This window comes from Croceicoccus sp. Ery5 (assembly GCF_020985325.1).
Lineage (GTDB): Bacteria > Pseudomonadota > Alphaproteobacteria > Sphingomonadales > Sphingomonadaceae > Croceicoccus.
In genome coordinates this window covers 460,383-486,410 of sequence record NZ_CP087587.1, presented here as the reverse complement: position 1 = coordinate 486,410, position 26,028 = coordinate 460,383, and the positions used below count along the sequence as shown (strand labels likewise).

At 64.8% G+C, this 26,028-nt stretch carries 26 protein-coding genes; 8 read left to right on the top strand and 18 right to left on the bottom strand.

The genetic code is table 11. From position 1 onward, the window contains the following. The first annotated feature begins 6 nt into the window (after positions 1-6). Complete coding sequence (locus LOZ74_RS02420) at positions 7-378, top strand: PilZ domain-containing protein (protein WP_230279027.1); 372 nt, start codon at positions 7-9, stop codon at positions 376-378. An 86-nt stretch (positions 379-464) separates the two neighbouring features. Here LOZ74_RS02420 and LOZ74_RS02415 read toward each other — a convergent pair whose 3' ends face one another. From LOZ74_RS02415 to LOZ74_RS02390, 6 genes are read right to left on the bottom strand one after another with little or no spacing between them, the layout of a single operon-like run. Continuing rightward, positions 465-1,697, bottom strand: coding sequence for a cyclopropane-fatty-acyl-phospholipid synthase family protein (locus LOZ74_RS02415; protein ID WP_230292733.1), 1,233 nt, complete (start codon positions 1,695-1,697; stop codon positions 465-467). A gap of 50 nt (positions 1,698-1,747) precedes the next feature. Further along, a complete protein-coding gene (locus LOZ74_RS02410; RefSeq protein ID WP_230292732.1) occupies positions 1,748-3,133 on the bottom strand; it encodes a deoxyribodipyrimidine photo-lyase in 1,386 nt (461 codons plus the stop codon). A 33-nt stretch (positions 3,134-3,166) separates the two neighbouring features. Then, positions 3,167-4,108, bottom strand: coding sequence for a metal-dependent hydrolase (locus LOZ74_RS02405; protein ID WP_230292731.1), 942 nt, complete (start codon positions 4,106-4,108; stop codon positions 3,167-3,169). Between the two features lie 15 nt (positions 4,109-4,123). Then, a complete protein-coding gene (locus LOZ74_RS02400) occupies positions 4,124-5,227 on the bottom strand; it encodes an NADH:flavin oxidoreductase (protein ID WP_230292730.1) in 1,104 nt (367 codons plus the stop codon). A gap of 2 nt (positions 5,228-5,229) precedes the next feature. After that, positions 5,230-6,279, bottom strand: a complete 1,050-nt coding sequence (locus LOZ74_RS02395; RefSeq protein ID WP_230292729.1) for a 2-oxoacid:ferredoxin oxidoreductase subunit beta — start codon at positions 6,277-6,279, stop codon at positions 5,230-5,232. A gap of 19 nt (positions 6,280-6,298) precedes the next feature. Beyond that, entirely contained in the window at positions 6,299-8,221 is a 1,923-nt protein-coding gene (locus LOZ74_RS02390; protein ID WP_230292728.1) for a 2-oxoacid:acceptor oxidoreductase subunit alpha, read from the bottom strand. Positions 8,222-8,507: 286 nt separating this feature from the next. Between LOZ74_RS02390 and LOZ74_RS02385 the strand changes: the two genes are divergently transcribed. Further along, a complete protein-coding gene (locus LOZ74_RS02385; protein WP_230292727.1) occupies positions 8,508-9,005 on the top strand; it encodes an RNA pyrophosphohydrolase in 498 nt (165 codons plus the stop codon). Between the two features lie 11 nt (positions 9,006-9,016). Here the strand turns inward: LOZ74_RS02385 and LOZ74_RS02380 are convergent, their stop codons facing one another. The 6 genes from LOZ74_RS02380 to LOZ74_RS02355 all read right to left on the bottom strand — a co-directional run bounded on the left by LOZ74_RS02380 (position 9,017) and on the right by LOZ74_RS02355 (position 14,008). After that, complete coding sequence (locus LOZ74_RS02380; RefSeq protein ID WP_230292726.1) at positions 9,017-9,178, bottom strand: hypothetical protein; 162 nt, start codon at positions 9,176-9,178, stop codon at positions 9,017-9,019. A gap of 12 nt (positions 9,179-9,190) precedes the next feature. Then, entirely contained in the window at positions 9,191-9,865 is a 675-nt protein-coding gene (locus LOZ74_RS02375; RefSeq protein WP_370637995.1) for a tetratricopeptide repeat protein, read from the bottom strand. A 14-nt stretch (positions 9,866-9,879) separates the two neighbouring features. Beyond that, the gene (locus LOZ74_RS02370) at positions 9,880-11,058 is read right to left on the bottom strand and encodes an RsmB/NOP family class I SAM-dependent RNA methyltransferase (protein ID WP_230292725.1); all 1,179 of its coding nucleotides are present in this window, start codon (positions 11,056-11,058) and stop codon (positions 9,880-9,882) included. Further along, complete coding sequence (locus LOZ74_RS02365; protein WP_230292724.1) at positions 11,055-11,582, bottom strand: DUF6653 family protein; 528 nt, start codon at positions 11,580-11,582, stop codon at positions 11,055-11,057. Before LOZ74_RS02365 ends, LOZ74_RS02370 begins: the two co-directional genes overlap by 4 nt. 7 nt (positions 11,583-11,589) lie before the next feature. Then, complete coding sequence (guaB, locus tag LOZ74_RS02360; RefSeq protein ID WP_370638864.1) at positions 11,590-13,113, bottom strand: IMP dehydrogenase; 1,524 nt, start codon at positions 13,111-13,113, stop codon at positions 11,590-11,592. Between the two features lie 109 nt (positions 13,114-13,222). Next, entirely contained in the window at positions 13,223-14,008 is a 786-nt protein-coding gene (locus LOZ74_RS02355; RefSeq protein ID WP_230293786.1) for a 3-hydroxybutyrate dehydrogenase, read from the bottom strand. Between the two features lie 96 nt (positions 14,009-14,104). On the opposite strand from LOZ74_RS02355, the gene LOZ74_RS02350 reads away from it, so the two are divergent. Both LOZ74_RS02350 and LOZ74_RS02345 read left to right on the top strand, forming a co-directional pair. Further along, positions 14,105-14,959, top strand: a complete 855-nt coding sequence (locus LOZ74_RS02350) for a neutral zinc metallopeptidase (protein WP_230293785.1) — start codon at positions 14,105-14,107, stop codon at positions 14,957-14,959. A gap of 26 nt (positions 14,960-14,985) precedes the next feature. After that, the gene (locus LOZ74_RS02345) at positions 14,986-15,516 is read left to right on the top strand and encodes a hypothetical protein (RefSeq protein ID WP_230292722.1); all 531 of its coding nucleotides are present in this window, start codon (positions 14,986-14,988) and stop codon (positions 15,514-15,516) included. A gap of 72 nt (positions 15,517-15,588) precedes the next feature. Here LOZ74_RS02345 and creD read toward each other — a convergent pair whose 3' ends face one another. The 3 genes from creD to LOZ74_RS02330 form a co-directional block, all read right to left on the bottom strand. Beyond that, on the bottom strand, positions 15,589-17,025 hold the full coding sequence (creD, locus tag LOZ74_RS02340) for a cell envelope integrity protein CreD (RefSeq protein ID WP_230292721.1): 1,437 nt from the start codon (positions 17,023-17,025) through the stop codon (positions 15,589-15,591). 61 nt (positions 17,026-17,086) lie between these two features. Continuing rightward, entirely contained in the window at positions 17,087-18,802 is a 1,716-nt protein-coding gene (locus tag LOZ74_RS02335) for a M56 family metallopeptidase (protein WP_230292720.1), read from the bottom strand. After that, a complete protein-coding gene (locus LOZ74_RS02330) occupies positions 18,799-19,182 on the bottom strand; it encodes a BlaI/MecI/CopY family transcriptional regulator (RefSeq protein ID WP_230292719.1) in 384 nt (127 codons plus the stop codon). The genes LOZ74_RS02335 and LOZ74_RS02330 overlap by 4 nt, the downstream gene beginning before the upstream one ends. Before the next feature lie 174 nt (positions 19,183-19,356). Between LOZ74_RS02330 and LOZ74_RS02325 the strand changes: the two genes are divergently transcribed. Then, positions 19,357-20,016, top strand: coding sequence for a peptidylprolyl isomerase (locus tag LOZ74_RS02325; RefSeq protein WP_230292718.1), 660 nt, complete (start codon positions 19,357-19,359; stop codon positions 20,014-20,016). Here the strand turns inward: LOZ74_RS02325 and LOZ74_RS02320 are convergent. Together LOZ74_RS02320 and recN are read right to left on the bottom strand one after the other, a co-directional pair. Beyond that, on the bottom strand, positions 20,013-21,092 hold the full coding sequence (locus LOZ74_RS02320; protein WP_230292717.1) for an AI-2E family transporter: 1,080 nt from the start codon (positions 21,090-21,092) through the stop codon (positions 20,013-20,015). The two genes, LOZ74_RS02325 and LOZ74_RS02320, sit on opposite strands and share 4 nt — an antisense overlap. Before the next feature lie 2 nt (positions 21,093-21,094). Beyond that, the gene (gene recN, locus LOZ74_RS02315) at positions 21,095-22,801 is read right to left on the bottom strand and encodes a DNA repair protein RecN (protein WP_230292716.1); all 1,707 of its coding nucleotides are present in this window, start codon (positions 22,799-22,801) and stop codon (positions 21,095-21,097) included. Between the two features lie 204 nt (positions 22,802-23,005). Between recN and LOZ74_RS02310 the strand changes: the two genes are divergently transcribed. From LOZ74_RS02310 to LOZ74_RS02300, 3 genes are all read left to right on the top strand, one after another. Further along, positions 23,006-23,923 carry a UDP-2,3-diacylglucosamine diphosphatase gene (locus LOZ74_RS02310; protein WP_230292715.1) on the top strand — a complete coding sequence of 306 codons (918 nt, stop codon included), beginning with the start codon at positions 23,006-23,008 and terminating at the stop codon, positions 23,921-23,923. Positions 23,924-23,951: 28 nt separating this feature from the next. Further along, positions 23,952-25,025 (top strand): glycosyltransferase family 1 protein, encoded by a 1,074-nt coding sequence (locus LOZ74_RS02305; protein ID WP_230292714.1) that lies wholly within the window; start codon positions 23,952-23,954, stop codon positions 25,023-25,025. A gap of 125 nt (positions 25,026-25,150) precedes the next feature. Further along, entirely contained in the window at positions 25,151-25,570 is a 420-nt protein-coding gene (locus tag LOZ74_RS02300; protein ID WP_370637998.1) for a PRC-barrel domain-containing protein, read from the top strand. Between the two features lie 18 nt (positions 25,571-25,588). Here LOZ74_RS02300 and LOZ74_RS02295 read toward each other — a convergent pair whose 3' ends face one another. Further along, entirely contained in the window at positions 25,589-25,756 is a 168-nt protein-coding gene (locus LOZ74_RS02295; RefSeq protein WP_230292713.1) for a hypothetical protein, read from the bottom strand. Between the last annotated feature and the right edge of the window lie 272 nt (positions 25,757-26,028).

Sequence of the window (26,028 nt, the reverse complement as noted above, 5' to 3'; positions counted from 1 at the left end):
GCGGCCATGACCGACTATAGATTGAGGGATCGCTATAACACGACCGACCGCTATTACGCGGCCGCGCAAGAGGATCGCTCCTCGCCGCGCCTTCGTGTCGCCATTCCGGCCAATCTGCGCCCCACGGGCGGCCACGGTTTTACGACCGTCGTGAACGACCTGTCGCTGGGCGGCTTTTCGGCCGAATGCGTCAACCGGCTGGCGATCGGATCGCTGTGCTGGCTGAAACTGCCCGGTCTGGAAGCGCTGCAATGCGAAGTGATCTGGTGGCAAAGCAATCTGGTCGGCTGCGCGTTCCAGAACCTGCTCAGCCCCGTGATCTATGACGATATCGTCTCGCGCTATCGCGAAGGTGCGGTGCGCCGCAGCACGCTCTGAATTCCGACTTCGCTCCGCCGGGTTCACTCCCTCTCCCGGCGGGGCGGACGACCTGCTTTTCGGGCCGCATGGCCCGGCACGGCGCGTCAGGCGGGTTTTACCAGCGTCACCTGATGCACGTCGATCCCGCCGCCGCGGAACCCGCCCTCGCAATACATCAGGTAAAATCGCCATAGCCGCGTAAATGTGTCGTCAAAGCCCGCGGGCAGGCGCCCCTGTTCCACCGCGCGGTCGAAACGCAGCCGCCAATCGGCCAATGTGCGCGCATAATCCTGCCCGAAACGCGCCTCGTCGCGCCATTCCAGTCCGCGTGCTTCGGCCAGACGGCGGAATTCGGTGGTCCGGATCAGCATGCCGCCGGGGAAGATATAGGTCTGGATGAAATCGGCGCTGCGGGCATAATGGTCGAACAATTCGTCGCGGATCGAAATAAACTGGATCGCCGCGCGCCCGCCCGCTTTCAGATTATGCGCGATGCAATCCATAAAGGCGGGCCAGTATTCGCGGCCCAGCGCTTCCACCATCTCGACACTGACGATGGCGTCGTAACGCCCGTCGACATCGCGGTAATCCTGCTTGCGGAACGCGACATCGGGGGCGGCTTCGCGGGCGAAGGCCAGTTGCTCGTCCGACAGGCTGATCGCCTCTACCTCGTGCCCGCGCGCGGCCAGCAATGCCGATAACGCACCCCAGCCGCAGCCGATTTCCAGCACGCCCGGCCCCGGCGCGCCCGCGATCCGGTTGGCCATGGCGTTCATCTTGGCCTGCTGCGCGGCATCCAGCGTCAGCGCATCGCTCCAGATCGCGCTGGAATAGGCCATCGTCCGCCCCAGCCAGGGCGTATAGAAATCATTGCCCAGATCGTAATGCGCCGCGATATTTTGGCGCGAACCCGCCTTGGTATTGCGCCGCATGCGGTGATAGGCCTGCGACACCATGCGCCACGGCCCCTTGGCCCGCGCGGCATTGCCCAAAGTGTCGGCATTGGCCATGAACAGGGCGAATATCTTCACCGGATCGCTGCTCGACCATTCGCCCTTTTCCCATGCGCGATACCAGCCGACCGATCCGCCCGTCGCCAGCCGCAATATGCAGCGCCAGTCGTGCACGGCGATATCGGCATCGAACCCGCTGCGCTTTCCGCCCAGCGTGATGACATCGCCGTTCGGCAGCCGCGCCGTGATCGATCCGGTGGCCAGACCGTGGTCGATGCGGCGCAATATCCTGGCCTGACCGCCCGAAATCAGCCGCGCCAATATGCCGGTCGAATCGCGACCTTCCCCCGCCGCACGTGTCAGATGTACGCCCCGCCTCTCCATAAGGATAAGAGATATGCAAGCACGGCGCAGCGGGCAAGCGAGTGCGGGTTTTATTCCCCCTTGGCCTGCCGGTATGCTGCCAGCGCCCGTTCGCGCGCTTCGCGGTGGCCGATGATCTTCGCGGGGTAATCGGCCGGGCGGTGGCTGTCGTCGGGATCGTGGATCTGCGCATCGGACAGGTCGGCCAGTTCGGGGACGAATTCCCGAATATAATCCCCTGCATCGAATTTTTCGGATTGCGACAGCGGGGCCATGATGCGCGGGAACATATTGCTGTCCACCCCCGTGCCCGCCACCCATTGCCAGTTCACGCCATTATTCGCGTAATCGGCATCGACCAGCGTGTCCCAGAACCATTGCTCGCCATGGCGCCAGTCGATCAGCAGGTGCTTGATCAGGAAACTGGCCGCGATCATCCGCACGCGATTGTGCATCCATCCGGTCTGCCACAATTGCCGCATGCCCGCATCGACGATGGGATATCCGGTTCGCCCCTGCTGCCACGCTTGCAATTCTTCGGCGATCACATGGCCGCGATTGGGATTGCGCCACAATGCCTCTCCACCCAGATCGCGATAGGATTCAGAAGGATAGGCAGGAAACTGGCAGATCACGTTTTGCGCATAATCGCGCCAAAGCAATTCGCCGCGATAGGTTTCCGCCCCCTCGCCCGTATGGCGCGAGAGCCGGTCCCAGACCTGCGCGGGCGAAATCTCTCCGAAATGGAGGTGCGGCGACAGGCGGGAGGATCCGTCGATCGAGGGCTTGTTGCGATCGTCGTCATAGGCAGCGACGCGGTCGGTGAAATCGTCCAGCTGCCCGTGCGCCGCAGCTTCGCCCACCTGCCATGCCTCACGAAAGCCCGCTGCCCAATCGGGCTTGGTTGGCAACAGGCCCCAATCGTCCGGATCGTCGGATGCGGGCCATGTATCGGGATTCGTCAGCGCGGGTGCGTCCAGCACCTCGCGCTGCGGCAGGCACTGCCGCGCCGATTTCGCGAAGGGGGTATAGATCTTGTACGGATCGCCCGATCCCGTCGTCACCGTGCCGGGCGGCAGCAGATAATTGCCGTCATACAAATGCAGGTCGATGCGCTTGGCCAGTTCGCCCTGCGCTTTCCTCCACCACGGTTCGTAATGGCGGATCGCATGGACGGCGGCCGCACCCGTTTCATTGGCAAGCTTGCAAATCTGGTCCACCGCATCGCCGCGCCGCAGGATCAGCTTTGCCCGGTGCTTGCCCAGTTCGCAGGCCATCGCCGCCAGCGAATGATGCAGCCACCAGCGCGACGCCCCGCCCATGGCACGACTTCCCGCGCGTTCGTCATCCAGCACATAGACGCAGATCACCGGCCCCTGCCGGGCAGCGGAATATAGGGCGGGCTGATCGGCAAGGCGCAGGTCGCGGCGCAGCCATACGATATGCGGGGCGGTCATGCGGGGTGAACGGGCCGGACGGGGCGGGGTTCCTTAACGCAGCGGTATGCAGGGCGTATCGGGAAGCTCGACCATGAAATTACCGCGCGTCGGTCCAAAGAAAAAGCGCGCGTCATAGACCGTCACTCCGCCATCGGGATTGCGCAAGGCGAAAGGTGCCTGACTCCAGAACAGGAACGCGGCGACGTCGGGGCGGTTCGCGCTGGCATGGCGCGCATCGGGCAAGTGGCAGCGTGTCCCCGCCGGATAGCGATAGCCATAGCCGAATTCACGGCCGCTCCAGTCGCTGGCAATCCAGTCGCCACTGCCCCGCGATGCCAGTATATTGCGATGCCAGAATTTGATCGGTACGGGCGCGGCAATAACGGTCTCCGGAAAGGGCTCCGTCAACGTGGCGCGCGCTTCGTGCCAATGGGTAATCCCCGCATTCACCCCGATATAGGCCAACGCCCCCGCAATCGCCGCCCGAGCCGGAGCTCGCCAGTTGCCACCCCGCTTTTCCCGCCGCAGCGACAGGATCAGCCCGATCCCCATCATCACCCACAGCCACACATCGATGATGAACAGCACGTCGCCATGGAACCAGCGGTACGAAAACGGCTCCAGCAGGCGGATGCCATAGACGTTCATCCAGTCGAGCGCCGGATGGGTAAGGCAGGCCAGAAAGGCCAGCGCGAACAGCCAGCCGAAATGCACCTTCAGCCGCTCCTCCGGCCGTGTGCCGCGACTGGCCTGCCAGCGGTCGAACCACCACAGGAACCCCGCCAGCGCCAGCGGCAGCAGCACCAGCGCGATCGGCCCGTGAGTCAGCCCGCGCCGCATCGCAAGGCTTTCGGTGCCCCAGACGACACAGCCCGCGTCGATATCGGGCAGGTTCGCACCGAAAATCAGCGCGGGCATGGCAAGGCCGGTCCTGCGCTTGAGGCCGGCCTGCCCGATCAGCGCGCCGACAAGCCCGTGTGTCAGATTATCCATCGGCGCGCGTCAGGATCAGACCAGTTCCCGCAGCATTTCGGTGCGATATCCCGAAAGCCGGTCCATCGCCCCTTCGCGCACCTTTTCGGCCCAATCGGGATTGGCGATCAGCGCGCGGCCCACCGCGATCATGTCGAACTCGCCTGCTTCCATCCGGCGTTCCAACTGGCCCAGATCGGTCGCTTCGGTCGTCTGGTCCTTGAACGCGCCGAAGAAATCGTCGGACAGACCAACCGATCCCACGCTCATCGTCGGGATGCCGGTGAGCTTCTTGACCCAGCCTGCGAAATTCAACCCGTTCTCGCCGTCGATGTCGGGGAACTCCGGCTCCCAGAAACGGCGCTGCGAACAATGCAGCATATCCGCGCCCGCATCGACCAAAGGCTGCGTCCACGCGGCCAGCTCGTCCGGCGTCGGCGCAAGGCGGCGGGTGTAATCCTGCTGGCTCCACTGGCTGATGCGCAGGATCAGCGGCGTATCGCCAATCGCGGCGCGCACCGCGCTGACGATCTCGGCCGCGAATTTCGTGCGATCGGCAAGGGTCGGGCCGCCCCATGCGTCGCTGCGCTGGTTGGTGCCCGCCCAGAAGAACTGGTCGATCAGATAACCGTGCGCGCCATGCAGCTCCACCGCGTCGCAGCCCATCGCAGCCGCCGCGCGGGCGGATTCGACGAAGGCCGCGATCGTGTCGATCACATCGGTCTCGCTCATCGCCTGACCATAGGGTTCGCCCGGGCGGAACAGGCCCGACGGCCCCTCGGGCGTTGTCGGTCGCGGCTTGTCGCGGAACTGCTCGCGCACAAGGCCGGTGTGCCAAATCTGCGGCGCGAACAGCCCGCCTTCGCCATGCACGGCATCCACCACCCGCTTCCAGCCCACCAGCGGTTTTTCGCCGTGAAAGAACGGAATGCCGGGATCGTTGCGCGCCTCGGGCCGGTTGACGACGGTGCCTTCGGAAATGATTAGCCCCACGCCCCCCTGGGCGCGGCGGCGGTAATATTCGGCCACATTCGCGCCCGGCACGCCATCGGGCGAGAAATTGCGCGTCATGGGCGCCATCGCGATGCGATTGGGAATTGTCAGACCCCGCAGCGTGAACGGGGTGAAGAGGATCGACATAATCAGATTGGGTCCTGTGCTGTGCCGGAAACGGTCCAAGTCTGACCCTTGGCAAGCAACCCCGCCAGATCGCCTTTGCCTTTCGCGCGGGCGGCCTGCATCTGCTCGGCAATGGCCGCGTCATAGGTAGGGCGCGGATCGTCATATATAACCCCCAGCACCATGGGGAACGGGCCGAATTCCAGCTCGACCAGCATATGGGCAAGGCTGCGGTTGGTCTGGTCGTGGACCATCACCCCCGCCGCCTGCCAATCGCCATCGGTGATATCGACCACTTTCAGCGCCATGGTCGCGGGATCGAGAGCGAGCCCCTTGGTCGGCACCTTGTCCTTGCCTGCGCCGAACACCAATGGCTGTCCGTGGATCGCCCAGACCTGTGTTTCGGCGGCGACCTTCTTCTGGGTGAAATCGTCGAACACATCCTTGTTATAGACGATGCAGTTCTGGAAGATCTCGACAAAGGCCGCGCCGCGATGCGCATGGGCGGCCACCAGCACATCGCCCAGATCCTTGGAAACGTCATAGCCGCGCGCCACGAAACGCGCGCCCGAACCCAGCGCGAATGCGCAGGGGTTGGCGGGCCGGTCGACGCTGCCGCCGGGGCTGGTCGGGCTGGTCGTGCCGCGGCGGCTGGTGGGCGAATATTGCCCCTTGGTCAGGCCATAAATCTCGTTGTTGAACAGCAATATCTGGCAATTCAGATTGCGGCGCAGCAAATGCATGGTGTGATTGCCGCCGATCGACATGCCATCGCCGTCGCCCGTCACCATCCAGATATCAAGGTCGGGATTGGCCAGCTTGATACCGGTCACAAAGGCAGGCGCGCGGCCATGGATCGTGTGAAAGCCATAGCTTTCGACGTAATAGGGAAAGCGGCTGGAGCAGCCGATACCGCTGACGAATACGGTGTTCGCCGGGTCCGCGCCGATTTGCGGCAGGGTGCGCTGCACCGCCTTCAGGATCGCATAGTCCCCGCAACCGGGGCACCAGCGGACTTCCTGATCGGTTTCCCAGTCCTTGAGCGTGGTTTCGATTTTCGTGAATTCGTTCATCGTTCTCGTCCCTTCGCTCTTACTGTTCCACCGATTCCGGTGTCGGCAACTGGCTGTCGTTCACCGGCACCTCGCCGCCGATGTCACTGGCCCGCGGTTCGCCCAGCGCGTCGCAGATCGCATCCTCGATCTCGGCAATGGCAAAGGGCTGGCCGCTCGTCTTGGTCAGCGGCTGCGCATCGACAAGGAACTGGTCGCGCAGCACGGTCTTGAACTGGCCGGTGTTCATTTCAGGGACCAGCACCTTGTCGAAACCCTTCAGCAGCGGGCCAAGGTTCTTCGGCATCGGCCAGACATGGCGGACATGGATATGGCTGACATCCAGCCCGCGTTTCCGCGCCCGCCGGACCGCCTGATGGATCGGGCCATAGGTGCTGCCCCAGCCGACCAGCACCAGCCTGCCGCTGTCATTGCCAAGGCAGACGTCCTGATCGGGCACCGCAATGCCATCCACCTTGGCCTTGCGCGCGTCGGTCATCGCCTGATGGTTCGCCGGATCATAGGAGATATTGCCGGTCAGCGCGTCCTTCTCGATCCCGCCGATGCGGTGCATCAGGCCGGGGGTGCCGGGCTTGATCCACGAGCGCTTGCCGGTGTCGTCCCGCTGATAGGGCAGCAGGGTATCACCGTTCTTTTCGGTCAGGAACTGCACCGGAAACGGTTCATAGGTGGCAGGATCGGGCACTTTCCACGGCTCGGCCGCATTGGCGATATAGCCATCGGTCAGCAGCATGACCGGCGTCATATATTGCACCGCGATCCGGCACGCCTCTATCGCGCATTCGAACGCATCGGCAGGGCTGCGCGCGGCGACGACGGGCATGGGCGCATCGCCGTTGCGGCCATAGACCGCCTGATACAGATCCGATTGCTCGGTCTTGGTGGGAAGGCCGGTCGACGGCCCGCCGCGCTGCGAATTGACGATCACCAGCGGCAATTCGGTCATGATGGCCAGCCCCATCGCCTCGCCTTTCAGCGCAATTCCGGGGCCGGACGAGCTGGTCACGCCCAGATGGCCTGCATAGCTCGCGCCGATGGCGGCGCAGATGGCGGCAATCTCGTCCTCTGCCTGAAACGTGGTGACGTCGAATTCGCGAAGCCGCGCCAGATGGTGCAGGATCGCGCTGGCCGGCGTGATCGGATAGCCGCCGAAGAACATCGGCAATTCGGCCAGCTGCGCCCCCGCGACTAGGCCCAGCGACACGCTTTCGGCCCCCGTGATCGTGCGATACAGCCCCGGCTCGCTGGCCACCGGATCGACATGGACCTGTTTGACCGGCCCCGAAATCTCGGCCGTCTCGCCATAGGCGTGGCCCGCGTCCAGCGCGGCGATATTGGCGGCGGCAATATCGGGCGCCTTGGCGAATTTCGCCTTCAGCCAGTCATGGATGGGCCCACGCGGACGGTCGAACATCCACAGCGCCAGGCCCAGCGTCCACATGTTCTTGCAGCGCAGCGCTTCCTTGTTGCCAAGGCCGAAAGGCTTCACCGCTTCCAGCGTCTGGGCGCTGATGTCGAAAGCCAGCAGGTCCCATCTGGCCAGGCTGCCATCTTCCAGCGGATTCCCGTCGTATTTCGCCTTTTCCAGATTGCGCTTCGAAAATTCGCCGCTGTCCGCGATGATCAGCCCGCCGGGTTTCAGCGCCGACAGGTTCACCTTCAGCGCGGCGGGGTTCATCGCCACCAGCACATCGGGCGCGTCCCCCGCGGTTTCGATGGCGGTCGATCCGAAATTGATCTGAAAGGCGGAAACACCGAACAAGGTGCCCTGCGGCGCGCGGATTTCGGCGGGAAAGTCGGGAAAAGTCGCCAGATCGTTGCCCGCCAGTGCCGTGGAAAGGGTGAACTGCCCGCCGGTCAACTGCATCCCGTCGCCGGAATCGCCGGCAAAGCGCACGGTTACGGATTCGGGGACCGGGACGGGATTCGTCGTTTCTGCCATCGCGTTCACTCTTCCATCTGCGGACCGCCTCGTTCGGCGGGCGGTCGTCCTGTCGGGGCATTCCTGCCCGCGCAGTCCACGCGGGAGTGCCCTTTTTTTATCCACGCTATGCCCCGATCGTGTGGCGATCGAGAAATGTTTTGCGCCCGGCGAAGCTGCGCCATATCTGGGCACTTGCGCAAGGGGGCTTGTGCCCTGCACAGGTGTTTTGCGCTTTTGATGCAAGATTACAGCTTTGATGCAAGATTGCAGCTTTGATGAAAGATTACAGGCGGACTGCACCCATATGACCTCTGCCCCCGAAACCAACCGTGACCCCGCCCGGTTCCGCCCCTGCGCGGGCCTGATGATCGTGAACGGGCTGGGCCGCGTTTTCGTTGGCAAAAGGATCGACACCAAGGAAGGCGACTGGTGGCAAATGCCGCAAGGCGGGATCGACAAGGGCGAGGATCTGCACGAGGCGGCATTCCGCGAATTGCACGAGGAAACCGGCATTACCCGCGACAAGGTGGAAATCGTCGCCACCACGCGCGAGGAACTGTTCTATGAACTGCCGTCCCATCTGCACGGCAAATTATGGGGCGGAAAATATATCGGCCAGCGGCAAAGCTGGTTCCTGCTGCGCTTTTCGGGCGAGGATGCGGATATCGACCTTGCCGCGCACGACCCTGCCGAATTTTCGGAATTCCGCTGGATCGAACCCGAGCTGCTGCCCCAGCTGATCATCCCGTTCAAACAGCCGGTTTACGAACAGGTGCTGGCGGAATTCCGCGATCTGATCTGACGGCTGGCTGCCTAGATCAGAAACAGGATCAGAATAGAGACCGAAACGCCGATGCCGAAAGCCTTGACCCGCCAATCGCGGCTCAATTTCTCACGTTCGATGTGCAACCGCTCTTTATCGGCGATCAAATAGCAGAAAACATAAGCCCCGACCGCGCCAAGGAGCCAGCCCATGGCCGTACGCGGTCAGTTCTTCTCGGCAGGTTTCTTGCCCCCCGGGCCGTTCATCGCATCATGCGCACCGGCATCGGCCGATTTCACTTCCGGCAGCGGGCCGCGCGCGATCACGGCGGCGAGTTCCCCCGCCTCTGCGCAATTGCTGCCGCACAGGCTTTGCAGCTTGGCAAGGTTCTGCTCCGCCTTGGCGGTCGCGCCCTTTTCGGCCATGGCCGCCCCTTCACCCGCGATGGCCTGCAGATTGCCGGGGTCGCGGGCCTGCGCCTCGCGGTAATAATGGATCGCCTGCCCCTGCATGCCGCGCGCGCGGGCAGCATCGGCCAGTTCCAGATAGGTCGGCGCAAATCCGGGGTCGAGCACCAGCGCCGCCTCGAACCGGTCGGTCGCGGCATCGGCATCGCCCGATGCAAGGGCAGCGCGGCCCATGGCCAGCAATTCGGTCACGCGCGGATCGTCGGTCTGCGGCACTTGCCCGAAACCCGTACTGGCCGTCACCGCAACGGCAAGCGACAAGGCGAGGGCAAGGGGCGAATAACGCATCAAAAGCTCCATCCATGTGGAGCGCCGTTCAACTGGCGCAGTCCCGTAATGGCTGTCCGGAAATTCCGTTCCACCCGCGCCGACCGGCCCGTCAGGACCGAATGTCTGGCCCGAATGGCCGGTGCTTACCGGAACGTCAGCCATAATGTTTAAGGCTATCAGACCTTCGCCGCCCGCGCGAAGAAAAATCCGTCCGTGCCGTCATGATACGGGGTCAACCGCATGCCCCGCCCCCTTGACCGCCCGGCCGAAAGCGTCAGCGGGCTGGCCGATATTTCCGGATAAGAATCTGTAAAACGGTCGAAAACCTGTGAACCCTCTTCATCCAGCAGCGAACAGACGACATAGACCAGCCGACCGCCGGGGCGGAGCAGTTCGCTGGCGATTTCCAGCAGGCGGAATTGCAGGATCGACAGCTTCCCGATCTCTTGCGCGGTGATCCGCCAGCGCGATTCGGGATTGCGCCGCCATGTGCCCGTGCCGCTGCACGGCGCGTCGACCAGCACTGCATCGGCTTTGCCGCGCCATTGTTCCAGCGCTTCCATCTCGCGCATCGGGTTCAGCAGCAGTTCGGTGATATTGCCCGCGCCCGCACGCTCGGCACGGGGTCGCAGCCGGGAAAGGCGCTGGCGATTGGTGTCGCAGGCGATCAGGGTTCCGCTGTTCTTCATGGCGGCGGCCAATGCCAAAGTCTTGCCCCCCGCGCCCGCGCACAGGTCGACGACGGTCTCGCCCGCCTGTGCATCCAGCGCCAGACAGGCAAGCTGGCTGCCGCCGTCCTGCACTTCGATCAGCCCGTCCCGATAGGCATCCCATTGCTCGACCGGCGTACCGGCAGGCAGGCGCAGGCCATTCGGGGTGAGCAGGGCTTCGCCATCGACCGGCAGGGTCAGCCCGTCGCGCGCGGCTTTCAGCGTATTGACCCGAATATCCAGCGGCGCACGGCCCAGCAGAGCCTCTGCCTCCTCGCCCGCGATATCCGATGCGGCCAGCCGCCGGGCCAGCCATTCGGGCGCGACGCCGCCCTGCGCCGCAACCTCTTCCGCGACGACCGGCGCGGGACCATAGGGCGCACCGTTGAACAGTCCGGCGATGTCGGGCTGAACCTGTGCCAGCCGCAGCATCGCCGCGCGGCCGTTTTCCGGCACCGGTCCGCAGACGCGGATCGCGCCATAGACCAGTTCGCGGATCGCGCGGCGGTCCTTCGATCCGGCATAGCGGCGGGCGCGCAGCCCGTCGGCCACGATGCGATCGGCAGGGGCACCGCCTTCGCGCGCGGCGGTGATGATACCGTCCAGCAATTCGATGGCGGCCTGAACGCGGGCTGCGGGGGTCATGGCCGTTCTACCCCTGCAATCTGGCCGCGCCGCCATTCCGGATGCGCCGCCACCGCGCGGCGATACAGCGTTTCGCAGCGGGCGATGAAGCCGATCTTGGCGAAAAAGCTGGCCAATGCGCCAGAGAAACAGGCGATCACGTCGAACATCACGATTCCATAAATGGCCACCACTGCGCCCAGCCCTGCCAGCACGTTCCAGCCATGAAACTTCCAGACGGCGAGGCCGGCGTCGGCCAACCCTTCACGCCCGATCCACAAACGCTCGCCCCAGACGGCGCGGCTCATCCACGAACGGTCGTCCCGCGCGGGCGGAAAGCTGAGCGGGTTGCGCCACAGCCACAAGGCCGCGACCAGTGCCAGCGGCACGGCCCACCAGCCGATCCACAGACGGCTCCACCCCACGGCGATGATCACCGGCCATCCGGTGATCATGCGGCTCCACCCGCTCCACGGATTGGCGTGACGGTCCCAGCCCGCATCGTCCAGCCCGAAAGCCTGCGCAAGGCGGGCTTCCCAGCGCACCGCCGCCTCAGCGGCCCTGATAGTTGGGCGCCTCGCGCGTGATGGTCACGTCGTGGACGTGGCTTTCCGACAGGCCCGCATTGGTGATGCGGATGAATTCCGCCCGCTGCCGCAGCGAGGGGATATCGGCGCAGCCGGTATAGCCCATCGCCGCCTTGATCCCGCCGACCAGCTGGTGGACGACATCCTTGGCGGGGCCCTTATAGGGGACCTGACCCTCGATGCCTTCGGGAACCAGCTTCATCTGGTCCTTGATGTCCTGCTGGAAATAGCGGTCGGCGCTGCCGCGCGCCATCGCGCCCACGCTGCCCATGCCGCGATAGCTCTTATAGGCGCGGCCCTGATACAGGAACGTCTCGCCCGGCGCTTCCTCGGTTCCGGCCAGCATCGATCCGACCATGATCGTCGACGCGCCCGCCGCAATCGCCTTGGCCGCATCGCCCGACGACCGGATGCCGCCATCGGCGACGACCGGAACGTCGTTCTTGATCGCTTCCTCGGCGCTTTCCATCACGGCGGTCAGCTGCGGCACGCCCACGCCCGCGACGATGCGCGTGGTGCAGATCGAACCGGGGCCGATGCCCACCTTGATCCCGTCCGCACCCGCGCCGACCAGCGCCTTGGTCGCCTCTGCCGTGGCGACATTGCCGGCGATCACCTGCACGCTGTTCGACCGCTTTTTGACGCGCGTTACAGCGGCGGCGACATCCTTGTTATGGCCATGGGCCGTGTCGATCACCACGACGTCCACGCCTGCATCGACCAGCGCCTCGGTCCGCGCAAAGCCCTTGTCGCCCACGGTCGAGGCGGCTGCCACGCGCAGGCGGCCCGCGCTGTCCTTGGTGGAATCGGGATAGGTCACGGCCTTCTCGATATCCTTGACCGTGATCAGGCCGGTGCAGTGGTAATTATCGTCCACCACCAGCAGTTTTTCGATGCGGCGCTGGTGCAAAAGGCGGCGTGCCTCTTCCTGCCCGATATCGGCGCGCACGGTCGCCAGATTATCCGCCGTCATCAGCTCTTTCACAGGCTGCGCGTCATTTGCGGCAAAGCGGACGTCGCGGTTGGTCAGGATACCGACCAGCCTGCCCGAAGCCTCGACCACCGGAATGCCCGAAATACGGTTCGCCATCATGATCGCGCGGGCTTCGCCCAGCGTCGCTTCGGGCGCGATGGTGATGGGGTTCACCACCATGCCGCTTTCGAAGCGCTTCACCTGGCGCACGGCGGCGCATTGTTCCTCTACCGTCAGGTTCCGGTGCAGCACGCCCATGCCGCCCATCTGCGCCATGACGATGGCCATATCCGCTTCGGTCACGGTGTCCATCGCGCTGGACAGGATCGGGATGTTCAGCGCGATATCGCGGGTGATGCGCGTTTTCGTATCGGCCATGCTGGGCACGATATTCGATTCCGCGGGACGCAGAAGAACATCGTCAAAGGTGAGACCCAGCGGGATTTCGGAAGTGATGCGGTTCGCCACGGGACACCTGCCTGCATGATCTGGAAAGGGAGAATCGTGGCGGCCCATGTAACCAGATGACCCCCCTTTCGCTAGAGGGGGACGATGCATTTATTTCACCCCCGTTTGCCTTTCGCCAAACGGGGGTGCGACTGTCCGATAATTACCCGACCGGCGCTTATTGCGCAGTCCATCCGCCATCGACCGAAATATTGGTGCCGGTGATATTGTCCGCCGCCTTGCCGCACAGGAACATGGCGACCGCCGCGATATCCTCTGCGGTCGAGAATTTCTTGGTCGGCTCGCGTTCCAGCAGCACGTCCTTGATCACCTGATCGCGGGTCATGCCCCGCGCCTTCATCGTGTCGGGGATCTGGTTTTCAACCAAAGGCGTCCAGACATAGCCCGGGCTGATGCAATTGGCGGTGACGTTCTGTTCGGCCAGTTCCAGCGCAATGGTCTTGGCCAGCCCCGCCAGCGCGTGCTTGGCCGAGACATAGGCCGATTTGAACGGAGAAGCCGTCAGCGAATGGGCGCTGGCGGTAAAGATGATGCGGCCCCAGCCCTTTTCCTTCATGCCCGGAATGGCAAGGCGCGTACAGTGAAACGCGCTCGACAGGTTCAGCGCGATGATCTGGTCCCATTTTTCGACCGGAAATTCGTCGACCGGCGCGACATATTGCATGCCCGCATTGCAGATCAGAATGTCGACCGTGCCGAACGCGTCCAGTGCCGCCTGCATCAGGCTTTCGCAACCTTCGGTCTTTGTCAGGTCGCCGCCTGCGAAGATCGCCTTCGCGCCGCTGGCGGCTTCCAGCGCGGCGCGCTCCTTTTCGATCTCCGCCTCGTCGCCGAAACCGTTGATCACAAGGTTCGCCCCCTCGGCCGCGAGCGCCTTGGCATAGGCGAGCCCGATGCCCGAGGTGGAACCGGTGACGAGCGCAGTCTTGCCGGAAAGGAACATTTCAGTCTCCACTATGGTTGGGAATTCGTTAGGGTTTTGATCGAGCAGGCCGAATCGCGTGCCGCTTTTACGATATTGGCCAATACGGGGGTAACGATGCGGCTGAATGACATTTCCCGCAATATTCGCGTTCGCGACCAGCGCGGATCGGGCGGCGGCGGTTTCGGCGGAGGCGGGGGCAAGCTGGGCTGCGGCGCGGTGGTGCTGGCGATCGCGGGCTATCTGATCTTCGGCCTCGACCCGATGACGACATTGGGCACGGTCGGATCGATGGAAACGACAACGGCCCCGCAAGCGGGCGGCCAGACGCTGGAACAAAGCTGCTCGGTCAACGAATACAGCCGCGAGACCTGTGCCGCGCTCTCCTCGCTCGACGCCACATGGCAGCCCCTGTTCGCAGAGGCGGGGATCAAATTCACGCAGCCCACGCTCAATTTCTATGACGGGCGCGGTTCGTCGGGCTGCGGCGCGGCGCAAAGCGCGATGGGGCCGTTCTATTGCCCGTCGGATCAGGGCATCTATATCGACACCAGCTTTTACGACCAGCTCGACCGGCAACTGGGCGCGGGCGGCGATTTCGCGCGCGCCTATGTGATGGCGCATGAATACGGCCACCATATCCAGACGCTGACCGGCACATCGACGCAGGTGCGGCAGGCGCAGCAGCAGAACCCCGGCGCGGCCAATCGCATACAGGTGGCGATGGAACTGCAGGCCGATTGCTATGCCGGCGTATGGGCGGCCAAGAACCGGAACCTTATGGAGCCCGGCGACATTGAAGAGGGTATGACAGCGGCAGCATCCATCGGCGACGACCGTTTGACACAGGGCCGCGTCAGCCCCGACAATTTCACCCACGGCACCAGTGCCCAGCGCATGGAATGGCTGCAACGTGGGCTGCGTACAGGTGACGAGGATCAATGCGATACATTCGGCGCGCTTTTCGGCTGATCTATACCGCTATGGCGGGGGCTGCGATGACGCTGTCCCCCGCCGCCCTGGCTCAACAGACACAGGGCGCACAGGCCGAAGCGGCCCAACCCGACGCCGACCAGCCCGACGCGAGCGGGCCGGTCGTCAGCGATAATGTGAAGTTAGAGGATATTCCGCTGCAACCGCTGCGCGACCTCAACCTCGATCAATCCGAAATTCCGCCGCTGCTGGTCGATATCGGCAATCATCCCTACTCCACCGGCGGGCTGACCGATTGCGCCACCATCGGCAAGGCCATTGCGGATATCGACGTGATGCTGGGCGACGATATCGACGTTCCGAAGGAGGAGCGGTCCGACCTGCAAAAGGGCGCGAACAAGGTGGGCGAAGTGGCGCAGGACATCGTCGGCGGGCTGATCCCGTTTCGCGGCATCGTGCGCGAAATCACGGGGGCCAAGGCGCAGGAACAATATGTCAGCGAGCTGGTCGTGGCCGCCACGGTGCGGCGCGCATTCCTGAAAGGCATCGGGCTGGAACGCGGATGCAAGGCACCCGCGCGGCCCGCAGCCGAATAGAAAGGCGCGGGAGAACACTGCCCCCCGCGCCCATCATCGCATTCAGTTCTCGGCCATTCGGTATCAGGCCGGTCAGTATTGAGAGGGCCGCGCGATGCCCGACCAGTCGATATTGCGCGTGGCATACATCACGCCCGCCAGTGCCGCGAACAGCAGCAGCGAACCGATCAGCAGCGACCATGCCTCAAGACTGAGCAGCACGAACAGCAGCGCATACAGCCCTGCCAGCAGCACGCCCATCACCCGCGCCCGCTTCCAGCTTTTCAACACCGACGCGCTATAGGCCGTGATCAGGCCGACAATGGCGGCGCTGGCCACCAGATAGGCGATGGTAAAGCCCGTCACCTCGGCAAAGGCGAGCAGCAGCACGAAGAACAGCACCAGCCCCGCGCCGGTCAGCAGATATTCCGCTGCCGCCACGGTCACGCCCGCGACCACGTCGAACATCAGAAAGGTCAGAAAGGTGAAGCCGATGATCAGAAAGCCGTATTTCACCGAACGGTCGATCCGGCTGTAGAGATCGACCGGTTCGACCAGCCCGATCGTGGCGACGCGCGCCTGCGATCCGCCGTGCATGTCGGGGTCCATGTAAATATTGGTCACGACGGGCGGTTCAAGATCGCTGGTCATGGCCAGCCCCTGCCCCAGCGCCAGATCGGGCACCGCAAATTCAGCCGCGAAGCCCGCATCGGATATTTGCGGATCGCCGGGCAGGAACCCGCCCGAAAAGCTGGGATGCGGCCAGCTGGATGTAACCGACCATTCGGTGTTCCCCCCGCGCGGCACAAGGCTGATCGTTTCGCTGCCGCGCAGGCCATAGGACCATGCGACAGTCATCGCCTGACTTTCGTCCCAGTCGGGAAAGCCGTGAAAACCCGCCCCGCTGGTCGCCGCCGGACCGCCGCCGGGCCGCGTGGCCAAAGCCTTGCCGTTCACCGTTACCGCGCTCTGGCTTTGCAGGCCGCGCGGGTCGGACACGCCGAAACGCAATTCGGCGCGTTCGGGCATCAGCGCGTCGGGATCGATCCCCTGTCGCGCCAGATCGGCAGGCAGTTCGAACCGCGCCGTGCCTTCGACCGCGGCGTTATACAGCACCGAGGCATAGATCGATTTCTGTTTAAGCTGCGGGTCCAGACCGGTCGCGATCTTCTGCTCGACCGGAGAGAGATACAGCTCGCGCGTTACCCTCGTCAGCTTTGACGTCTGTTTCCCGTCGACCACGCTGTTTTCGGCGACCGTCTCTTCATAGGGGATCACCAGCACCGGCCCCGTCACCAGCTGCGCGCCGCCCCAGCCCTGCGTGATCGTCTGCCGCGCCGTATGCGACTGGTCCTGCCGGTCCCAGACCAGCGCATAGACCATCATCAAAGGCACCGCGAGCGCGCCCGCGACCAGCAGGGTGAAGAGTAGTTTTATGCCCGGCGACCGTTGTCGGCCGGATTGATGCGATTGTTCATAGTCCGACACGATGTCGTCTCCCCTTTCGGAATAGCCATTCAGGTGGGCCATTCAGTATGGAGAGACGAACCGTGGTATTCTGTCGATGAATTGAAAGTGAACTACCCGAAATTCAGCGCGCGCCCATTTCCTTGCGCAGCTCGGCCAGTTCGGCATCCAGCTCGGCCATGACCTCGGCGCGCACATCGGCGGACAGCGATCCGCTCGACGCGATGGCAAGGCGCGCGCCTTCGATCCCGGCGATCGCAGCCTGCATGGCGCTGCGCTCTATCGCGGCTTCGTCGATGACGTGTTCCTGCACCACCAGATCCTTGCCGTCCGCGCTCTTGCGGGTGACGCGGATCGTGCGAACGCCATCGGACGATACTGTTTCGGTCACTTGCGGCGCGGCAGCGGCGGCGCGTTCGGCCTCGGCAATAGCGCGGGTCGTTTCGCGGCTGGACCGGCGGATGTCGGCGCGGGCACGTTCCATATCGGCAGCAGCGCGCTCCAGATCGCGTTCCAGCTTCGCGCGTTCCGCGGCGCTCAATTCCTTGTTGCTACGCACGACGCGGATCTCGCGGCGGATTTCCTTTTGCCCCTCGACCAGATCGGCGTCGGCTTCGCTGAATTCGCGCTCGGTCTCGAACACCCAGCTGTGGGTGCCATCGGAATAGACGCCGTGTTCGGGCGGCACAGGCGGGGCCGGTGCGACGGGCGATTCCGGCGGCAGCGGAGCCTCGGGCGCTTGTGGAGCCTCGGGCGGAAGCGGCGCCTCGGGTGCGGCGGGAACCGATGGCGGCGCGGGCACTTCCGCGATTTGCGCCTCGGCATAGGATACCGATGCGGTCAGCGGCACGGCGATGCACGCTCCCGCGCCGACAAGCAGCAGACCGGTGCGACGGCGCAGGCGGGAGGGGGACATGGCAAGACTCCTGAGACGATGGACAATGGCTTTTTCGCCCAGCAAGGGCCCGATCTCCCGAAATCCGGCCATGGGGGCAGCAAGGGCAAGGTTCTGTTCGCGCGCCGATGCGGCGATCACGCTGCCGTAATGCGCGCGGGTGGCGGCATCTCGGCCCTCTATGACCCGCGCGTCGCAGGCCGCTTCCTGATCGCGCCGCATCGCGCGCCAGCCCAGCCACGCGACGGGGTTGAACCAGTGCAGCGCCAGAACCGGCTGTGCGACGATATTGGCCAGCAAGTCGTGGCCGCGGTGATGCGCAATCTCGTGCGCGATGGCCAGATCGCGGCCAGCGCTGTCGATACCGGCCATAAAGCCGACCGGCATGGCGATCACCTTGTCGAACACGCCGAACGCGACGGGGGCCGCAACGGCATCGCTTTCGATCAGGCGGATATCTTCCCATTCGCCCACCGGACGCGCGCCTTTCAGCAGCATCCTGCGCATCGCGTGATAGGACGACCAGCGCCACGCAAGGAACAGCGCCGCCACGCCCAGCCAGACACAGATCGCCCCGCCGACCAGCATGTCGGGCGCGACCAGCGCGGGGGCCGGATCGCCCATGGGAATGTCGCCCATGGAAACGCCCGATACCGACGGTGCGGCGACAGCCGAAACCGCATCGACCGGCGCGGGCGCATGATCCGCGAACAGGGGAACATGACCGGCGCCGCCCGCGACCGGATCGGCAGGGCGCATCCATGCAGGCAGCACCAGCGGCGGCAGCATCAGCCGGATCAGCGGCAACAGCCACAAGGCATAGGCCGCGCGCGGGCCGAACCAGCGCGCCACAGGGCGGCGCAGCACCAGCGCGGCGGCGATCAGCACGCCGGTCCCGACCAGCGTATCGACCGCAAAGTCCAGAAGGCCAATGTCTCCCGTCATTTCCTGAGCTCCCTCAGCAGTCCCTCGATCTCGTTCAAATCGCGCTCGCTCAGCGCCTCGGCCTCGACCAGATGGGCGAACAGGCTGGATGCGCGCCCGCCGAACAGCCGGTCGAGCAGGCGGCGCGATTCGCTGCCCAGAAAGGCATCGCGCCCGATCAGCGGCGTATAGAGAAAGCGGCGCCCGTCGGGCTGGGTCGCAATGGCGTTCTTGGCCACCAGCCGCGACAGCAGCGTCTTGACCGTCGCCAGGCTCCACCCTTTTTCCGCCCCGACGCGGTCGGCAACCTGCGACGCGGTCAGCGCCTCGTCCGCATCCCATAATGTTTCGAGCACGGATTGCTCGGCTTCGGAAATGCGGTCTGCGGCAGCGTCGGCCATGATCGTCCCTTTAGGCGTGTCGTTCGATTACAGATGTAAACGCAATCGACTACAGCTGTAAACGCCCGATCGCGGCCAACCATGTCGCCGGTCGAGCGGTCTATGTCGTTCGTCGGCGCCCGCCCGCTTCGATCCGTGCTTGCACCTGCGCGGCGGCAGCGCGATAGTCGCGCGATGATCCGCGCTCTGATCCCGGCTCTCGCCCTTGTGTCCGGCCTGCTTGCCGCGCCCGCCTTTGCGCAGGAAGCGCCTGCCGCGCCGCTGCCCGATGCTGCCGAAGCGCCCGCCCCGCGGACCGAGCTGGTCGCCATCGAAACCGCGCTGGGCACCATTACCATCGCGCTGGAAGTCGAACGCGCGCCTGTCACCGCTGCCAATTTCCTGCGCTATGCGGCGGGCGGGAAATTCGACGGGGCCGTGTTCTATCGCGCGATGCGGCTTGAATGGGGAGAGCAGCCGAACGGGCTGATACAGGGCGGATCGCAGGGCTATCCCGACCGTGTGCTGCCGCCCATCGCGCACGAGCCGACGGACGAGACCGGCATCACCCACAAGCGGGGCACGATTTCGATGGCCATGCTGGAACCGGGCAGCGCGACCGGCGACTGGTCGATCCTGCTGTCGGACATGCCGGGGCTGGACGCCGATCCCGACAATCCCGACCCCGCCCGCCGCCCGGGCTATGCCGCGTTCGGCCATGTGGTCGACGGGATGGAGGTGGTCGAGGCGATCTGGAACGCCCCGCTAGACCCCGATGCGGGCGAAGGGTGGATGAAGGGGCAGATGCTGGCCGATCCGGTGACGATGATCACCGTACGCAAGGTGGAGGATTAGCCCCGCGCCGCCTCGCGCTGTTCGCGCAGGATCGCCCAGCCGGTCATGAACAGACCCGCGACGACCGGCCCCACGACGATGCCGGTAATGCCCAGCGCGGCAATGCCGCCCAGCGTGGTGACCAGAATGACCCAATCGGGCAGGCCCGTATCGCGGCCCACCAAAAGCGGGCGCAGCGCATTGTCGGCCATGCCGATGACCAGCACGCCAGACCCGATCACCACCAGCCCCTGCCAGATCGCGCCCGTCGCCAGCAGATAGGCCGCAGCGGGCACCCAGACGATGGCGGGCCCCACCGCGGGCAGCAGCGAGAAGATCGCCATCAGCAATCCGAACAGCAGAACGGCGGGCAGCCCTGCGATCCAGAACGTGATCGCCCCCAGCGCGCCCTGCACCAGCCCGACCACGATCGAACCCTTGATCGTCGCGCGCGTCACCGCCGTGAAATTCGCCACCAGCCGCTGCGCAATGGCCGGTTCCATCGGCAGGCTGGCCGTCAGCGTCGCTGTCAGGCGTTCGCCGTCGCGCAGAAGGAAAAAGGTGACATACAGCCCCATCGCAAAGGCCAGCGCAAAGCCCAGCACCCCGCCGCCGATTTCCAGCGCCTTGCTGGCGATCAGCCCCACGCTTTGCTGCAGCAGTTCGACCAGCCTGGCCTGCAACAGCTCGAACTCGCCATAGCCCGAATTGTCGACCATGGTCTGCAGCCGCGCGGGCAATGCGTCATAGCCCCAGCGGAAATAATAGCCCGCGTCGATCTGCTGGTCCTGCAAGGCGACGTAAATGCCCGTCGCCTGTCGCACGATCATCGACCCGATGATCATGGCCGGAATGATCACGGCAAAGGTAATGACCAGCAGCGTCACGAAAGCCGCGCGATTGCGCCTGCCGCCCATGTTCCTCAGCACGCGTCGGAACAGCGGCTGGAACATCATCGCGGCCAGCATCGCCCAGAACAAGGGCGTCAGGAAGGGCCACGCGATCAGCGCCAGCAACACGGTTATCGCGGCAAGGAACAGCAGGAAACCGCCCCGTTCCGTTACGGGCCCGCCCTTGGCCATCGGGTCCGGTTCCATCGTCATACCCCTTCCAGCAGCCGTTCGGCCTGTGCCCGCGCCTCGGGCGTGATTTCCGCGCCCGACAACATGCGGGCGATTTCCTCGACCCGCTGGCCCGCATCCAGCATGCGGACCGATGTGCGCGTCACCGTGCCCTCGCTCGACTTGGCGATCATGTAATGGCTGCCCCCGCGCGCGGCGACTTGCGGGCTGTGCGTAACCGCCAGCAATTGCGCCGCAGCCGCCGCACCGCCGCCCGCCGATCCGCCTGCAAGCCGCGCCAAACGGTCACCGATGGCGCTGGCCACCGCGCCGCCGACGCCGCGGTCGATTTCGTCGAAGATGATGACCGCCGCGCCGCCCTCTTCTGCCAGCGCGACCTTCAGCGCGAGGATGAAGCGCGACAATTCGCCGCCGCTTGCGATCTTGGCCAGCGGAGCGAAGGGCGCGCCCGGATTGGTCGCGATCAGGAATTCCACCCCGTCCATGCCATGCGGGCCCCAGCGTTCTTCGGGCAGACGCTGGACCGATGTGCGGAATTTCGCGGCATCCAGCTTCAGCGGCGCCAGTTCGGCCGCGACCGCCTTGTCCAGCCTGCGCGCTGCCTCGGCCCTTGCGGCAGACAGGGTTTCCGCCTCGGCATGGTAATGCGCGCCCGCGTCGAATGCCTTGCGCTCCAGCATGGCGATCCGCTCGCTGCTATGGGTGATCGCGTCCAGCGCCTCGCGCATGGCGTCCAGCCTTGCGGGCAGCGCGTCGACCTCCACCTCGTGCTTGCGGGCCGCGGCGCGCAGGTCGAACAGGCGGCGCTCGGTCTCGTCCAGCACCTTGGGGTCGAAGGCCAGCGCCTCGCTCGCCCGCGCCAGCGCCTCTTCCGCCTCGCCCCCTTCGATCAGCGCGCGGTCCAGCGCCGCCAGCGCATCGCCCAGCGCGGGGTGATCTTCGGCAATGCGATCCAGCTTGCGGGCGGCGGCGCGCAATTGCGCCAGCGGACCGTCGGACCCTGCGAACACATGGCCAAGGTCCGAAAGATCGCCCGCGAGCCGCTCACCCTTTTGCATGTCCGCACGGGCGAGGGCCAGTTCCTCCTCCTCGCCCGGCACGGGGTGCAGCTTTTCCAGTTCCGCGACATGGGCGGTCAGCAATTCCTGCTCCGCCTCGGCATCGGCGGCGGCCTGCTTCGCCTCGGCCAGCGCGTCCTCCACCTTGCGCCATGCGGCCCATGCATCGGCAACGCGCCCCTCGTCCGCTCCGGCATAGCGGGTCAGCAATTCGCGGTGTCCGCGCGGGTTCACAAGGCCGCGGTCGTCGTGCTGGCCGTGCAATTCGACCAGCGCGGGGGCCAAAGCGCGCAGCACCGCCACGCCGACGGGCTGGCCGTTGACGAAGGCCTTGGACCCGCCCCCATCGTTCCCTTTGGCCGCCTTCACCTGACGGCGTAACAGCAGCGGCTCGCCCGGTTCGATTTCGACGCCCGCATCCTCCAGCACTTCGGCCAGCAGGGGCGGCATTTCGGCAAATTCAAAGGCGGCGGTCACGCTGGCGCGGTCTTCGCCCGCACGAACGAGCGACGTTTCCGCGCGATTTCCCAAAACCAGCCCCAAAGCGTCGAGCAGGATCGACTTGCCCGCACCCGTCTCACCCGTCAGCACGCCGAGTCCCGCGCGGAAATCGAGGTCAAGCGCCTCTATCAGAACGATATTGCGGATCTGCAGGCTGGTCAGCATGGTTGCCGTCCTAAATGGACTGTCGCGGCGGATTTCACCACAGCGTCCCCCGCCTGCTCACACCCCGCCCCCAGCTTTTCCACAGCTTTGCCCCGTCATCCGTCACGCGGCTGTCACAACGTCCCCGAACGGAAACACGCGGCAGGCAGGGCAGAATCACACGAAAGGCGAAATTGGCGCGGCACAACATCAGGGGGCCGGAACATGCGGAACACTGTCTTTACGCATCTTGGATCTGAAAGTTCGATTGCGGTTCCGGGCGCCTTGCCCGACTGGCTCGACTTGCCCGAACCGCGCGGTTTCAGGCCCAAACGCAAATTTCGCACGATCTATATTTCCGATGTCCATCTAGGCACGCCGGGCTGCAATGCCGAACTGCTGCTCGACTTTCTGGCGGGCGTGGAATGCGAAACGCTCTATCTGGTCGGCGATATCGTCGACGGCTGGCGTCTGAAAAAGGGCTGGTACTGGCCCGACGCGCATAATGAAGTCGTGCGCCGCATTCTGAAAATGGCGCATCGCGGCACGCGGGTCATCCTTGTCGCGGGCAATCATGACGAAATGCTGCGCAGCTATGCCGGGATGCATTTCGGCGGGGTGGAAATCGCGAACGAGGCGATCCACGTCACCGCCGATGGCCGCCGCCTGCTGGTGGTGCATGGCGATGCGTTCGACGGTGTGGTGCTCTATGCCCGCTGGCTCGCCTTTCTGGGCGATCAGGCCTATGCTCTGCTGCTGAAATCGAACATCTGGCTGAACCGGTTCCGCCGCGCATTCAAGCTGCCCTACTGGTCGCTGTCGGCCTATATGAAGCACCGCGTGAAGAACGTGGTCCAGTTCGTCTGCGATTTCGAGGAAGCGGTCGCCCATGCCGCGCGCGAACGCGGGGTCGACGGGGTGGTCTGCGGCCACATCCATTGCGCCGAAATCCGCCAGATCGGCGATATCGAATATTACAACGACGGCGACTGGGTCGAAAGCTGCACCGCGCTGGTCGAAAACGCCGACGGTTCGATGCATATCATCGACCACGCCGCCGAAGTGCGCGAACGCGACCGCGCCGCGCGCGAGGAACGCCAGCGTGTCGACGCCCCCGTTTCGGCCGAACCGGAAGCGGCCTGACGTGCAGGAGGGCGAGAGTAGCATACCCATGCCCCGCCGACTCCTGCTGGCCAGCGATGCATGGGCACCGCAAGTGAACGGCGTGGTGCGCACCTTGCAGGAAACCGTCACCAGGCTGCGCGCGCGCGGCCATGTGGTCGAACTGGTCACGCCCGACCTGTTCGTGAACATGCCCATGCCGTTCTATTCCGAAATCCGGCTGGCCATGGTGCCCGGTTCGGGCGTGACCCGCCGGATAGAGGCATTCGCGCCCGATCTGGTCCATATCGCCACCGAAGGGCCGATCGGCTGGGCCGCGCGGCGCTGGTGCCGTAAGCATGACATGCCCTTTACCACCGCGTTCCACACGCGCTTTCCCGATTATGCCGCCGTGCGCACCGGACTGTCGCCGGAACGGTTCTGGCCGATCATGCAGCGGTTTCACGCCCCGTCGCGCACCGTGCTGGCCGCCACGCCCAGCCTGCGCGCCGAACTGGGCGAACGCGGCATCGGCCCCGTCGCCCCATGGTCGCGCGGGATCGATGCCAGCCTGTTCAATGCCGGTGTGGTGCCCGATCCCGCGATCCGCGCGCTGGAAGGGCCCGTGCTGATGTATGTCGGCCGCGTCGCCCCTGAAAAGGGGCTGGACGACTTTCTCGGCTCGCGCCATCCCGGCACACGCGTCGTCGTCGGCAACGGTCCCGCTCTGGCCGGATTGAAGGCCAAATATCCCGATGCGGTCTTTACCGGAAAGCTGACGGGCGATTCGCTGGCCAGCGCCTATGCCGCCGCCGATTGCTTCGTCTTTCCCAGCAGGTCCGACACGTTCGGGCTGGTCATGGTAGAGGCTTTGGCCTGCGGCGTTCCGGTCGCGGGCTATCCGGTGCAGGGGCCGATCGACATCGTCGGGCCCAAGGGGCGCGGCGGGAACAGCGAACTGCACCGTTCCATCGGCGCGGTCGACGATCATCTCGACACCGCGATCGCGCACGCATTGCTCGCCAGCCGCGAGGATTGTGCCGCCTATGGCGCCAGCTTCAGCTGGGAAGCCGCGACCGACCAGTTCATCACCGCGCTGGGCAATGTGCTGGAAGACGATCACGGCGCGCCGATCGCGGCCTAGGTCGGAAAATTCGGAACAACACGGCCATTCGCGCATCTTTCCCATAGAGGATGACGCCGATTGGGCCGCCCGGAAATCTCCGAACCGGCGCCATCATTTTCACTCACGACAGAGGGAGAATGACCATGGCAAACACTATCGAACGCAGCACCGGAACCGCTTCGGTCCGCGATCTGGTCGATGCGGGCCACGCGATGGAACGCGACGAAGGGCGCGACCTCATCTCGTCCGACCGCGTGGACGGGACCGCCGTCTATCGGCCCGATGGCGAAAAGATCGGCCGCATCCATCACCTGATGATCGGCAAGCGTAACGGCCGCGTGGAATATGCCGTGCTCAGCTTTGGCGGCTTTCTCGGCATGGGCACCGAACGCCGCCCCGTCCCGTGGGAAGCGCTGGATTACGATACAAGGCTTGGCGGCTATGTCGTTTCGGCCGAGGAAGACGTGCTGAAAGCCAGCCCGTCCTTCATGGAAAACGAAGACCCGCAGTGGGACCGCGCCTATGCCGCCCATGTCTATGGCTATTGGGGCGTGCCCTATTGACCGGCCCGACAGCCCGCATCACAGGGGCGGCGTCATCACGCTATAGACAAAACCGATGGTGCCCGCGCCGAACACGGCGGCACTGGCCAGTTGCGATGCCATTCGCACGTGACGGTTCCGGAAAACGGGCAGGAAAAGCAGCAGCGCAAGGCCGATGGCCATAAAGATTATGCCGAACTGGATCATGTCGGTTCCCCCCAACAAACGCCCGTGACCACACATCGGGCGAGCCCCAAGCTGATGCCGCGCGGCTTAACGGAAACCTGAAATTAAGCATGAACGAGTGCGGCTAACGCGTTTACCCTGTCCGCCCCCGCACCATTCCCGCCCCATGAAATCGGCATGGCTTTCGCATCGCGCAGTGGACAAGCGGCTTCGCATTTGATGAACTCCCCCGATGCAAGCGCGGCAGGGAGCGTCGGGTGCCGAAAATGGCCCGTCCCTGACAGCGCGGACAG